Source organism: Salipiger pallidus (assembly GCF_014643635.1).
Taxonomy (GTDB): Bacteria; Pseudomonadota; Alphaproteobacteria; order Rhodobacterales; family Rhodobacteraceae; genus Salipiger; species Salipiger pallidus.
This window is the reverse complement of record NZ_BMJV01000001.1, coordinates 775,738-788,072: the sequence shown is the minus strand read 5'-3', so window position 1 is coordinate 788,072 and position 12,335 is coordinate 775,738. Positions and strand designations below refer to the sequence as shown.

At 66.1% G+C, this 12,335-nt stretch carries 11 protein-coding genes; 2 read left to right on the top strand and 9 right to left on the bottom strand.

The genetic code is table 11. The annotated features are described in order from the left end of the window. Positions 1 to 14 precede the first annotated feature (14 nt). Positions 15 to 1,097, top strand: coding sequence for a phospho-N-acetylmuramoyl-pentapeptide-transferase (mraY, locus tag IEX41_RS03870; protein WP_188788884.1), 1,083 nt, complete (start codon positions 15 to 17; stop codon positions 1,095 to 1,097). Between the two features lie 313 nt (positions 1,098 to 1,410). Beyond that, a complete protein-coding gene (gene murD / locus IEX41_RS03865) occupies positions 1,411 to 2,817 on the top strand; it encodes a UDP-N-acetylmuramoyl-L-alanine--D-glutamate ligase (RefSeq protein ID WP_188788883.1) in 1,407 nt (468 codons plus the stop codon). Here murD and IEX41_RS03860 read toward each other — a convergent pair. The 9 genes from IEX41_RS03860 to IEX41_RS03820 all read right to left on the bottom strand — a co-directional run bounded on the left by IEX41_RS03860 (position 2,814) and on the right by IEX41_RS03820 (position 12,307). Continuing rightward, positions 2,814 to 3,518 carry a hypothetical protein gene (locus tag IEX41_RS03860; protein WP_188788882.1) on the bottom strand — a complete coding sequence of 235 codons (705 nt, stop codon included), beginning with the start codon at positions 3,516 to 3,518 and terminating at the stop codon, positions 2,814 to 2,816. The two genes, murD and IEX41_RS03860, sit on opposite strands and share 4 nt — an antisense overlap. A gap of 71 nt (positions 3,519 to 3,589) precedes the next feature. Continuing rightward, entirely contained in the window at positions 3,590 to 4,780 is a 1,191-nt protein-coding gene (locus tag IEX41_RS03855) for a BaiN/RdsA family NAD(P)/FAD-dependent oxidoreductase (RefSeq protein ID WP_188788881.1), read from the bottom strand. A gap of 128 nt (positions 4,781 to 4,908) precedes the next feature. After that, complete coding sequence (gene ftsA / locus IEX41_RS03850) at positions 4,909 to 6,240, bottom strand: cell division protein FtsA (protein ID WP_188788880.1); 1,332 nt, start codon at positions 6,238 to 6,240, stop codon at positions 4,909 to 4,911. Next, positions 6,237 to 7,127 (bottom strand): cell division protein FtsQ/DivIB, encoded by an 891-nt coding sequence (locus IEX41_RS03845; protein ID WP_188788879.1) that lies wholly within the window; start codon positions 7,125 to 7,127, stop codon positions 6,237 to 6,239. The genes ftsA and IEX41_RS03845 overlap by 4 nt, the downstream gene beginning before the upstream one ends. After that, the gene (locus IEX41_RS03840) at positions 7,124 to 8,038 is read right to left on the bottom strand and encodes a D-alanine--D-alanine ligase (protein ID WP_188788878.1); all 915 of its coding nucleotides are present in this window, start codon (positions 8,036 to 8,038) and stop codon (positions 7,124 to 7,126) included. Before IEX41_RS03840 ends, IEX41_RS03845 begins: the two co-directional genes overlap by 4 nt. Positions 8,039 to 8,232: 194 nt before the next feature. Next, positions 8,233 to 9,186 (bottom strand): UDP-N-acetylmuramate dehydrogenase, encoded by a 954-nt coding sequence (gene murB, locus IEX41_RS03835; protein ID WP_188788877.1) that lies wholly within the window; start codon positions 9,184 to 9,186, stop codon positions 8,233 to 8,235. A 43-nt stretch (positions 9,187 to 9,229) separates the two neighbouring features. Next, a complete protein-coding gene (locus IEX41_RS03830) occupies positions 9,230 to 9,511 on the bottom strand; it encodes a DUF2484 family protein (protein ID WP_188788876.1) in 282 nt (93 codons plus the stop codon). 154 nt (positions 9,512 to 9,665) lie between these two features. Then, a complete protein-coding gene (gene murC / locus IEX41_RS03825) occupies positions 9,666 to 11,066 on the bottom strand; it encodes a UDP-N-acetylmuramate--L-alanine ligase (protein WP_188789245.1) in 1,401 nt (466 codons plus the stop codon). 116 nt (positions 11,067 to 11,182) lie between these two features. Further along, positions 11,183 to 12,307, bottom strand: a complete 1,125-nt coding sequence (locus IEX41_RS03820) for a UDP-N-acetylglucosamine--N-acetylmuramyl-(pentapeptide) pyrophosphoryl-undecaprenol N-acetylglucosamine transferase (protein WP_188788875.1) — start codon at positions 12,305 to 12,307, stop codon at positions 11,183 to 11,185. Positions 12,308 to 12,335: the final 28 nt, after the last annotated feature.

Sequence of the window (12,335 nt, the reverse complement as noted above, 5' to 3'; positions counted from 1 at the left end):
GGGAAAAAGGCGCGATGCTATACTGGCTCACCAGCTTCAGCGACGGTGGCGATCTGTTCAACCTGTTTCGCTACATCACCTTCCGGGCGGGCGCTGCCTTCTTCACGGCGCTGATCTTTGGCTTCCTGTTCGGGCGGCCCCTGATCGACGTGCTGCGCAAGCGGCAGGGCAAGGGACAGCCGATCCGCGATGACGGCCCCGAAGGGCACTTCATGAAAGCCGGCACCCCCACCATGGGCGGCCTGCTGATCGTGGGTGCGCTGCTGACGTCGACGCTGCTCTGGGCGCGGCTGGACAACCCGTTCATCTGGATGGTGCTCTTCGTGACCATGGGCTATGCCGCCATCGGCTTTGCCGACGATTACGCCAAGGTGGCCAAGCAGAACACCGATGGCGTGTCGGGCAAGATGCGGCTTCTGCTGGGCTTTCTCATCGCCGCGATCGCAGGGGCATGGGCGGCATGGTGGCACCCGGCCGAGCTGACGGGGATGCTGGCTTTCCCGGTGTTCAAGAATGCGCTTCTGGACCTTGGTATCCTGTTCATCCCGTTCTCGATGATCGTCATCGTGGGAGCGGCGAATGCGGTGAATCTCACGGACGGGCTTGATGGTCTGGCGATCATGCCGGTGATGATCGCGGGCGGCACGCTTGGCGTGATCGCCTACGCCGTGGGGCGGGTCGACTTCACCGACTACCTCGAGGTCCACTATGTCCCCGGCACCGGCGAGATCCTGATCTTCACCGCCGCGCTCATCGGGGGCGGCCTCGGCTTCCTGTGGTACAATGCGCCGCCGGCGGCTGTCTTCATGGGCGACACCGGCTCTCTCGCTCTCGGTGGTGCCCTCGGAGCCATCGCCGTGGCCACCAAGCACGAGATCGTTCTGGCCATCGTCGGCGGCCTTTTCGTGGTCGAGGCTCTGTCGGTCATCATTCAGGTGATCTACTTCAAGCGCACCGGCAAGCGGGTCTTCCTGATGGCACCGATCCATCACCATTATGAAAAGAAGGGCTGGGCCGAGCCTCAGATCGTCATCCGATTCTGGATTATCTCGCTCATCCTCGCCCTCATCGGTCTCGCGACCCTTAAGCTGCGCTGATCCAGCGGCGCGGCCTTGGGCCGCAACAGGTCAAATCGCCCTTCGGGGCTCCTCGCCCGTGGCTGCCTGACGCGCTGCCCGGGCGTTTTTGGTTCGTCACGGGTAGGGCTGCCTGTGGCGGAGATATTTCCGGCAAGAGGAAGCCGGGCCTGCCTTGCGTGGCGTTCTGTTTCCTCGTGCTGCGAATATCCCGGGGGAAGGCCGTAGGCCGAGGGGCAGCGCTCCCTTATATCCTGGCATCAGTCGAGACGCCGTTGCTATGGATATTCCCGTCCCGCTGGGCTAGCGCTTGGAAAACTCAGGGGAGATTGCGATGATTCCGGTGACTGGTTTCGAGGGACGTTGCGTCGGGGTTCTCGGGCTCGGTCGCTCGGGGCTGTCTGCCGCGCGCGCCCTGCGCGAGGGCGAAGCGCAGGTGTTGTGCTGGGATGACAACCCCGCGGCCCGCGAGACGGCCGAGGCGGAGGGGTTCGATATCCGCAATTTCGCCCGCCAAAGTGGTTTCGAGGGCGTTGACTGGCTGGTGGTCTCGCCCGGCATTCCACACCTCTATCCCGAGCCAAACCCCGTCATTGCCGCCGCTTGGGATGCTGGCGTTCCGGTGGACAATGATATTGGCCTGTTCTTCCGCTCCCTGTCGGCCGGGGGTGGGTGGGATATGTTCGATCAGCCGCCGCGGGTCATTGCGGTGACCGGTTCCAACGGCAAATCAACCACGTCCGCGCTGATCCATCACATCCTTCAGGAGGATGGCCGCGAGAGCCAGCTGGCAGGCAACATCGGGCGCGGTGTGCTTGATATCGACCCGCCCGTGGACGGCGGCGTCGTGGTGCTGGAGCTGTCCTCCTACCAGACCGATCTGGCCCGTTCGCTGACCCCTGATGTCGGTGTGTTCACCAACCTGTCGCCGGATCACCTTGACCGGCATGGTGGCATGGGCGGCTATTTTGCCGCCAAGCGGCGTCTGTTTGCCGAAGGTGGCCCTGACCGCTGCATCGTTGGCCAGGACGAGCCAGAGGGGCGCTACCTTGCCAATCAGTTGTCCGAGGGGCCGACCGATGACCGGGTGATCCGCATCTCATCCGGCAGAAAGCTTGATGGGCCGGGCTGGAACGTCTTTGCCCGCAAGGGCTTTCTCAGCGAGTACCGCAAGGGACGACAGGTGGCCTCCATCGACCTGCGCGACGTGCGCGGCCTGCCCGGAGCGCACAATCACCAGAACGCCTGTGCCGCCTATGCGGCCGTGCGCGCCCTTGGCGTGGCGCCGCGGGTGGTCGAACGCGCGCTGCACAGCTTCAGCGGACTGCCGCACCGCAGCCAGATCGTCGCGGAGGCGGGCGGCGTGCGCTACGTCAACGACAGCAAGGCTACCAATGTGGACGCGGCTCTCAAGGCATTGCAGGCCTTCCCGCGCATCCGTTGGATCTGCGGCGGCCTAGTCAAGGAGGGCGGGCTCGGAGGCCTGCAAGCCGGGCTTGGCAACGTCACGAAAGCCTATGTCATCGGGCGTGAGGCCGCAGGCTTTGCCTTAGGGCTGTCGGGGGTTGAGGCCGAGGTCTGCACCGACATGGCCACCGCCGTCGCCCACGCCGCAAAGGAAGCGCAGGAGGGCGAGGTCGTTCTGCTTGCCCCCGCGGCGGCGAGCTTCGACCAGTATGACAACTTCGAGAAGCGCGGCGACGATTTCGCCGCGAGGGTGCGCGAGACCCTGGGCCTCTAGCCGTTCAGGCCCGCATCGCGCGCCAGAGGCTGGCGCAATGTTGCAAACACCCCCTTGTAGAGCGCTTCCGGGTGGACCACGCCCAGCTGCGCGGGGATGTCCTGCAGCTTGAGGATCTGTGCGATGGCGAGCCGATGCATGCCGCCACCTGCCCGCAGGGGCGCTCCGTTCCGGTCGATGTGCACGAGAATGCCGCCGTGCTCGCGGCGCAGGAAGCCGGGAAGCTCCGCCTGGGTCAGAAGGCGGCGCCGCCGGTCGGTTTCCTCGAAGATCCGGTCAAGGGTCTCGTAGCGTTGGACCACGTCCTCGTAGCTGTTGCATCCGTCCGGGCGGCGCCCCTCGGCCACGTGGCGCAGCATCCTGTCGAACAGGGGCGTTTCCGCCCACGGGAGGCCGTCGACGTAGTGCATCCACGCGCTGCGGCACTTGATGTTCTGCGCGAAGGGCTGTCGGTAGCTGTCCCACTCGCCGCCAAGGACCATGCCGCTGTGATGACGCCGCAGCAGGCGGCCGGCCGCGGGGCCATCGTAGGAAACGGTCACCGCGCAGGGATCGACGAAGATCCGCTCGTCCGAAAGAGGCGCCTCGGCACCGTAGCGCAGCCGGTTCCAGAAATCGCGCACCGCCTTGCGCGGCACCTGTGCCTCGATATCCCGAAGCCAGTTGGCAGGGTGCAGGGAAGGGGTGTCTGCGAAGGCCACGTGTTTCGTCTCCATGACAGCTGGATGACGAATATGTAACGGAGCGCCCTCGAAAACAAGTCACTCCGGCGTCAGGCAGCGTCCACTGCCGCACGTATGGCACGCCCGCAAGCCGCGCCCGAGGACCACGCCCACTGGAAATTGTACCCACCCAGCCAGCCGGTCACGTCCACTGCCTCGCCAATGGCATAAAGCCCGGGGACCGCTGCCGCCTCCATGGTCTTGGAAGACAGCGCGGCGGTGGAGATTCCCCCAAGCGTCACCTCGGCGGTGCGGTACCCTTCGGTCCCCTGAGGAACCAGCTCCCAGCGATGCAGCGCTGCCGCTATGGCATCGATGCGCGCATCGCTCAGGTCGGCCACGTTACCGTCCAGCTTCAGGGCCCCGGCAAGGTGCGCCACCAGCTTCTGCGGCAGCACCTGCGCCAAGGCCGTGGCAGGTGCCTGCCGCCCCCGCGTACTGCGGGCGGCGCGCAGCACCGCTCCAAGATCCTGCCCGGGTGCGAGATCCACCTGAACCGCCTCGCCCTCGTGCCAGTAGCTCGAGATCTGCAGCACCGCAGGCCCTGACAGGCCGCGATGGGTGAACAGCATCGCTTCGTCAAAGCCCGCAAGCCCATTGCCCGCCCGTACCGGCAGCGCAAGGCCGGCAAGCTCGGCAAATCGGCCTTCGGGAAAGGTGAAGGGCACCAGTCCGGGCCGCGGCGTCACCAGCTCGAGGCCGAATTGCCGGGAGATGTCGTAGGCCAGGCCCGTCGCCCCCATCTTGGGAATAGACCGCCCACCGGTCGCCAGCACCAGCCGCCGCGCGCGCACGACGACCTCGCGCCCCTCGCGCTCCAGTCGCACAGTGAACCCATCCGGCCCATGCTCGACCGACAGCACGGCGGTTTGCAGCCAAAGTTCCACACCGGCGTCCTGCATCTCGCGCATCAGCATGGCGACGATTTGTGTGGCCTTGCCGTCGCAGAACAGTTGCCCCAGCGTCTTCTCGTGCCAGGCAATGCCATGCCGCTGTACGAGGTCGAGGAAATCCCACTGGGTGTACCGCGCCAGCGCCGATTTGCAGAAATGCGGATTCTCCGACAGGAAACAGCCCGGCTCCACGCCCATGTTGGTGAAATTGCAGCGTCCACCACCGGAAATCCGGATCTTCTCACCCGGTGCCTTCGCGTGATCCACCACCAGCGTGCCGGGCCCGGCATGGGCAGCACACATCATGCCAGCCGCGCCGGCGCCAAGGATCAGGGTCTCAACAAACATGCCTGCTCAGGACCACGAACCGCGCCCCGAAACAAGGGCCCGTTTCCTTTGGCCCCAAATATCCCGGGGGGAGGCCCGCAGGGACGGGGGGCAGAGCCCCCCTCCACGCCCATCACCAGGCGATGCGCTTACCAGTTGTCGCGGAACCATTTCACCGCGCGCTTGAGCGAGCGGGCCGGGTACTTGTCGACCGGGATCTCGAAATCCCACCATTCGTCCTGCGGATGGGCCGCGAAAAGGCACATGCCCACCGCACTGGCAAAGCCCGGGCCGGTCGCTGCCTGCGGCAGGCCATGCACCCGCATGGGCCGCCCCAGGCGCACTTGCGAGCCGAGGATGCGGCTTGCCAGCCCGTCAAGGCCGGGGATCTGGCTGGCCGCGCCGGTCAGAACGATCTGCTGGCTGGGCATGTGGTCGAACCCGGCAGCATCGAGGCAGGCGCGCACCTCCTCGAGGATCTCCTCGACGCGGGGGCGCATGATGCCGATCAGCTCGGCTCGGCTCACCTGGCGGCGGTCATGGTGCCAGTCGCCGGTATCGCCCGCGATCTCGATCATCTCGCGGTCGTCCATGCCAGTGGCGTGAACCCCGCCATAGAAGGTCTTGATCCGCTCGGCCATGGCCATGGGGATCGACAGACCCATGGAGATGTCGCCGGTGACATGGTTGCCGCCCATGGGCACGGTGTCGGCGTAGATCATGTGCTTTTTCATGAAGATCGACACGCCCGTGGTGCCGCCCCCCATGTCGATGCAGGCGGCGCCCAGCTCCTGCTCGTCCTCGACCAGCGCGGAAATCCCGCTCACGTAGGAGGACGATGCAAGGCCTGCGAGTTCCAGATCGCAGCGCTTGACGCAATGGGCGATGTTCTGGATCGCCTGCGCATTGACGGTCAGCATGTGCATGTCCGTGGCCAGCTCCTGCCCGATCTGGCCGCGCGGGTCGTTCAGCCCGGAGCGGTGGTCGAGCGCGAAGTTCACCGGCTGCGCATGCAGCACCTCCCGGCCCGCGCCGAAATCGGGCACATCACAGGCGGAGAGGACGCGCGCCACGTCCTGTTCGGACACCATGGTGCCCTCGATCTCGACCTTGCCGGCAAGGCCGTAGCTGCGCGGCTCGGCGCCGGAGAAGCCGACGATGACGTGGTCGACCCGGATGCCCGCCATCTTCTGGGCGGCCTGCACGGCGGTGCGGATGGCGCGCTCGGTCTCGCCCATGGCCGCGATCTCGCCAAAGCGTACCCCGCGCGAGCGGGTGGTGGCGGCGCCGATCACCCGGAAGCCGGACTGCCCGGCCAATGAGCCGATGCCGTCGTCGCTCATCTTCTCTGTGCCGTCGAAACGCAGCACGAGGCAGGCGATCTTGGAACTGCCCACGTCGAGGATCGCCACCACACCGCGCTGCATCGCCGCCTTGCGCATGTGACGCATGGTGCGCTGGGATTCATAGAGCTCGATCATCGTTGTGCCTCTCCGGTCTCCAGCGCTTTGATCCGCCAGTAGTTTTCGCTCGCCTTCTCGGTCAGTCTCAGGGTCGGGCGCCAGGACAGCCGCAGGTCGATCGCGGCAATGTCGCGATCGAGCATGTCCACCGCCTCGTCCATGGCGATGGCGCGCTCCAGCGCGCGCACCGCGCCCTCCTCGGGCAGCATGATGCGCTGACCCCGGTCCAGGACCACGTCCCAGCGCCGTTCGCCGATGCGTTCCAGCCCGCGCAGCCGCCCCGCAAGAGGCGCCGCGGCTTTCACGAGGGACACGGCCTCTGACACTTTTTTCTGTGCGCCGATCCCGGCGATCACCGGCAGGGCAGGGCGGTCGGCTCGCGCCGCCACCGGCCCCACGGGGACGCCTTCGGGGTCCAGCATCTCGATCGCGTCGCCCAGGCGCCACAGCACTGCGGGCACGCGTTCGGTGACATCCACCTGCAGCACGCCGCCCTGGCGCACCCGCAGGTCCACCTTCTTGACGGCATCAAGCTGCGACAGCTGCACGCGCAACAGGTCGAGGTCGAGATCGAAGGAACTGATCGGGAAATCGAGGCCGGCCACCTCGCGGATGTCATCCGCGACCGTTGGGCTGGCGCCATCGATAGCCATCAGGCCGACCATGAACTCAGGACGTGATTGAATTTCGTCGCGGATGTTCGCGTAAGTGTCGAACACCATGGCGCGGTTGGATTCATAGGAGAAATACCAGCCTGCACCGCCGGCCACGATCACCGCCGGCAGGCCGACGCGCAGGGCAAAGCGGAAGATCGGGGTGAGCATGAGCCGCTCGATGCGGTATTTCAGCCGGGACGGGGCGGGATCGGCGCGGTGAACCTGCGATGGCGTCTCGGAAATGGTCATGCTCTCTCCAGCGCGTCTTCGACCATCCAGCGGCAGAGCGCGCCAAAGGTCATGCCGCAGGCCATGGCCTGTTCGGGCACCAGCGAGGTGGGCGTCATGCCCGGCTGGGTGTTGGTCTCGAGCAGCACGAGGCCCGCAAGGCCGCGGCTTTCGTCCCATCGGAAATCGGTGCGGCTGACGCCGGCGCAGCCAAGCGCCTCATGGGCGCGCAGGGCGTAATCGAGGCAGGCGTCAAAGATCTCTTGCGGCAGCTCGGCGGGGCACACGTGCCGCGATCCACCGTCGGAATACTTGGCGTCGTAATCGTACCAGCCCGAGGTGATGATGTCGGTGACTGTGAGCGCGCGTCCGTCCATCACCGATGTGGTCAGTTCGCGCCCGGGCACATAGGCCTCGACCATGAGCGTTTCAGGCATCTCGGGGGACAGCTTCGGTGGTGTGTTGGCGCCTTCGGTCACCAGGTAGACGCCGACGGACGAGCCCTCGTTGTAGGGCTTGACCACGTAAGGCGGCGCCATGACGTGGGCGGCCTCGATCTCGGCCTTGGTGGCAAGGTGGCTTTCGACCACCGGCAGTCCCGCCTCGCGGTAGACCTGCTTGGTGCGTTCCTTGTCCATGGCCAGCGCCGAGGACAAAATGCCCGAGTGGGTGTAGGGCAGGCCCAGCCATTCCAGCAGGCCCTGCACACAGCCGTCTTCGCCCCAGCGCCCATGCAGGGCGTTGAACACGACATCCGGCGCGATCTGCGCAAGCTGCTGCGCCAGATCGGGGCCGGCATCGACCTCGGTTACGGTGAATCCTTCTGCCCTCAAAGCGGCGGCACATTCTTTGCCCGAGCTGAGAGACACGTCGCGTTCCGCCGACGGCCCGCCCAGCAATACCACCACTTTCGGGTTTGCCCTGCTCGACATCCCCAAAACTGCCTCGAAATAATGGGGCTTTTTGCCCCTTGTTATAAATTACGGGGCCTGTCCCCGCTTCTTGTTATAGGTGCAAGATCAAGTCTTGCCACACTTTATTCTGTTAGGTCCGCGAAAATCCACCTGCCTGTCCAAGGCTGCCTGCGATGTCTTGCGGATCTCAAAGGCCCGGCGCCTGGACGGCGTCAGGAAGATGCAGGTTCTCCGACCCGCATGATTTCCCAGTGTAGCTCTATTCCGCTGTTTTGAAAAACCCTTTTTCGCACTTCCTCGCCAAGCGCCTCAAGCTCCGCCGCCGTTGCATTTCCGGTGTTCACAAGGAAATTGCTGTGCTTGGGGCTCATCTGCGCACCGCCGATGGTGGCGCCGCGCATTCCGGCGTCGTCAATGACCTTCCACGCCTTGAGCTCGTGGGTGTCGTCGTCGCGCCCGGTAGAGCTGAAGCCTGCAGGGTTGCGGAACGTCGATCCGGCGGTGCGGTCCTTGCTGGGCTGGGTCTCGTCCCGGCGGCGCAGCTGGTCTTCCATGCGCTGCGCCAGCGCGTCTGCGTCGCCCTGCGGCGCGTCGAAGGTGGCGTCGACGATGACATGACCCTCGGTGAGGGCGCTCTGGCGGTAGGCCATGCCAAGATCCGCCTTGGGGATGGTCACGAGATCGCCGCTGCGTGTGACGGCGCGGATCTCCACGAGATGGTCGGCGGTATAGGTGCCGTAGCAGCCCGCATTCATGCGCACGGCCCCGCCGATGGAGCCGGGAATGGTGCGCAGGAAGGTCAGGTCGAGCCCCGCCTGCGCCGCCTTGCGTGCCACGTGTGCATCAAGCGCGGCGGCCCCTGCGGTGACGCGGGTGCCGTCCGTCTCGATTCCGTTGAAGCCGCGCCCAAGGCGGATCACCACGGCCCTGAGGCCACCGTCCCGGACGATGAGGTTCGACCCGACACCCATGGGGAACACATCGTAGGTTCCGGGCAGTCCGCGCAGGAAGTCCTGCAGATCTTCGACGTCGGCGGGCTGGAAGAACAGGTCGGCCGGGCCGCCCACCCGCAGCCAGGTGATCTCCGACAGCGCACGCGCGGCGCTGAGTCGGCCGCGCACCTGCGGCAGGTCGGAGGGAAGAGCGGAAGAGAGCGTGTCGGTCATGGCGTCTTGGGGCCCTGTGGTACGAGAGTGGCGGGAGGGGGCGTCAGGCGCCGGTTCGATTCGCGCGGCTCGGGCGGTTGCGGAAGAGCCGGGCGCGTACCCAGCGCAACAGGTAGCGCACGGGCCAGCGCAGCACGCTGATCCCGGCAATCATCACCACCAGGCCCACCCAGGGGCCGTTCTGCCAGGTGACATAGCCCAGGATCGGGATGCCGATGGCGATGAGGATATAGGCCCGGGTCCATTGGTTGTCCTTCGACGGCAGCATGGCCATGAGATTGGCCGCCACCGCCCAGCCGCAGGCGAGAAAGAGTGAAACTGTCATGTATCTGCCCCTCGGCTTGGCCCCCACACAGGCGTCGTCAGTGTGTCCTGCGCGGGGCCGTCCCGCAAGCCCCGGCCCTCTGGCCGGAACTGCCATGCGGCGCTTGCAGCCGACGCGGGGCCAAGATTTTTACTGAAAAATCTTGGCGTGCGGCTCAGTCCTTCAGCCGCTCGGGCAGATTGTTCGCCCATGCCGAGATGGTGCCCGCCCCGAGGCAGACCACCATGTCGCCGGGCTGCGCCTGTTCGCGCACGAGGCGTTCGAGGTCTTCCTCGCAGGTGATCGCCCGTGCGTGGCGGTGGCCGTGACGGATGAGGCCTGCCACGAGGTCATCGCGCGACGCGCCTTCGATGGGTGTCTCGCCCGCACCGTAGACCTCGGCGATGGCGACCACGTCGGCTTCGTTGAAGCAGGTGCAGAAATCCTCGAAAAGGCTCGACAGGCGCGAATACCTGTGCGGCTGATGCACCGCGATGACCCGGCCCTCAGAGGCCTGCCGCGCAGCCTTGAGCACGGCGGCGATCTCGACCGGGTGGTGGCCGTAATCGTCGATGATGGTCACGCCGTTCACCTCGCCCACGCGGGTGAAGCGCCGGTTGACCCCGCCAAAGGCCGTGAGCGCGCCGCGGATCTCGTCATGGCTCATGCCGAGGTGCAGCGACACCGCCACCGCCGCCAGAGCGTTCGACACGTTGTGATCGCCGGGCATGGGCAGGGTGCAGCCTTCGATCTTCTCGCCTCCGGCCTGGAGGACGATGTCGAAATGCGCCACGCCCTTCTTGTAGGTCAGGTTCACCGCGCGCACGTCGGCCTGCGCGTTGAAGCCATAGGTCATCACGCGGCGGTCGGTGACCCGGCCCACCAGCGCCTGCACCTCGGGGTGGTCGGTGCAGCAGACCGCGAGGCCGTAGAAGGGGATGTTCGACACGAACTGGTAGAACCCGTCGCGCAGCGCCTCGATGCTGCCCCAGTGCTCCATGTGCTCGGGGTCGATGTTGGTGACGATGGCGATGGTGGCGGGCAGGCGGTTGAAGGTGCCGTCGCTCTCGTCGGCCTCGACGACCATCCATTCGCCAAGGCCGACGCGCGCGTTGGAGCCATATGCGTGGATGATGCCGCCGTTCACGACGGTGGGGTCCAGCTTGCCCGCGTCCAGAAGCGTCGCGACCATGGTGGTCGTGGTGGTCTTGCCATGGGTGCCGCCGACGGCGACATTGGACTTGAGGCGCATGAGCTCGGCCAGCATCTCGGCCCGGCGCACCACGGGCATGCCGCGGCGGCGCGCCTCGTCGAGCTCGGGGTTGCCCGGCTTGATCGCGGACGAGATCACCACCACCTCGGCGTCGGCAAGGTTGTCGGCGCTCTGGCCCTCGAAGATCGTGGCGCCCATGCCCTCGAGCCGGTCGGTGATCTTGGACCGCTTCAGGTCCGAGCCCTGCACGGTGTAGCCATGGTTGAGAAGAACCTCGGCGATGCCCGACATGCCGATGCCACCGATGCCCACGAAATGGATGGCGCCCACGTCGCCCGGAAGTTTGGTTGCCGCCATCTTCATGCCTTTCCCGGCTGCCAGTCCATCTTTCATGCTTTGCCCGTCCCCATCGTTCTTGGTGTTGTATTCGGTCGTGATGATATGTCGATCTGCGGCTTTGTCCTGCCTTTTGGGCAAGACTATTGTTCTTCGCCGGTCGGGGGCGACATGCCCGCAAGTTCTTCGACCAGCGCTGCAAGGTGCTCCGCTGCATCTGGACGGCCCACCGTGAGCGCGGCGCGGGACATCTGCGCGGCGCCCTGCGGATGGGTGAGGACCGAGGTGATGGCCTCGGCCATGTTGTCGACGCTGAGCTTGATTTCGGGGATGCGGATCGCCGCACCCGCATCCACCAGCCCTTGCGCGTTGACCGTCTGGTGATCACCCGCCGCCACCGCGTAGGGGATCAGGATCGAAGGCCGCCCGATGACCGAGATGTCCGCCACGCTGGACGCGCCTGAGCGCGAGATCACCAGTTGCGCCTCGGACATGAGGGACGGGATGTCGTGGAAGAACGGCTGCACGTCGGCGTCAATGCCGTGTTCGTAGTAGTATTTCGCTACCCGCTCGCCATCCTCGTCGCGGGCCTGGTGGCTGATGCGCAGGTTGCGCAGCAGCTCCATGGGCAGGCGTTCGATGGCGGGGGGCACGATGTCCGACAGGATGCGCGCGCCTTGGCTGCCGCCGATGACAAGCACCGACATGGGGTAATCCCCGGGCGGGATGTAGCCCGCACCCGCCCGTTCATGCACCGCGCCGCGCACCGGGTTGCCCACGTGGATGCCCTCAATCCCTTCAGGCAGCTTGGTAGGCCATGTGCCGCAGGCGAAGATGTCTACCTTGCTTGCGAATTTCTCGTTCACCCGCCCCGGTACACCATTCTGTTCATGGATCATGCGCGGCAGCTTCATCATCCACGCAGCCCCGATCGCGGGGATGGACGGGTAGCCGCCAAAGCCCACCACCACGTCGGGCCGGTCGCGGCGAAAGTCGAGCATGCTCGAGATCACGCCGCCGAGGATGCGGAAGGGGGCTGCCATCTTGGCGAAAATGCCGCCGCGCGCGAAGGTAGCGCTGCTGACCTGTTCGATCTCGGTGGTGTGGGGGAAGCCCCCGGTGTAGCGCGCGCCACGCGCGTCGGTGGACAGCTTCACGCGCCAGCCACGCCGCAGCATGATCTCGGCCAGGGCCTGGGCTGGGAACATGTGTCCGCCGGTGCCGCCTGCAGCGATGACTAGGAGGGGGCGCCGGTAGCGTTCTGACATGTGTTCCTAAACTCCCTTGGGCCGGGTC

Bases quoted from the DNA above. Each gene is read 5' to 3' on its own strand.
- mraY (WP_188788884.1), top strand. From the start codon at position 15: ATGCTATACTGGCTCACCAGCTTCAGCGACGGTGGCGATCTGTTCAAC.
- murD (WP_188788883.1), top strand. From the start codon at position 1,411: ATGATTCCGGTGACTGGTTTCGAGGGACGTTGCGTCGGGGTTCTCGGG.
- IEX41_RS03855 (WP_188788881.1), bottom strand. From the start codon at position 4,780: ATGTTTGTTGAGACCCTGATCCTTGGCGCCGGCGCGGCTGGCATGATG.
- ftsA (WP_188788880.1), bottom strand. From the start codon at position 6,240: ATGATCGAGCTCTATGAATCCCAGCGCACCATGCGTCACATGCGCAAG.
- IEX41_RS03845 (WP_188788879.1), bottom strand. From the start codon at position 7,127: ATGACCATTTCCGAGACGCCATCGCAGGTTCACCGCGCCGATCCCGCC.
- IEX41_RS03840 (WP_188788878.1), bottom strand. From the start codon at position 8,038: ATGTCGAGCAGGGCAAACCCGAAAGTGGTGGTATTGCTGGGCGGGCCG.
- murB (WP_188788877.1), bottom strand. From the start codon at position 9,186: ATGACCGACACGCTCTCTTCCGCTCTTCCCTCCGACCTGCCGCAGGTG.
- IEX41_RS03830 (WP_188788876.1), bottom strand. From the start codon at position 9,511: ATGACAGTTTCACTCTTTCTCGCCTGCGGCTGGGCGGTGGCGGCCAAT.
- murC (WP_188789245.1), bottom strand. From the start codon at position 11,066: ATGAAGATGGCGGCAACCAAACTTCCGGGCGACGTGGGCGCCATCCAT.
- IEX41_RS03820 (WP_188788875.1), bottom strand. From the start codon at position 12,307: ATGTCAGAACGCTACCGGCGCCCCCTCCTAGTCATCGCTGCAGGCGGC.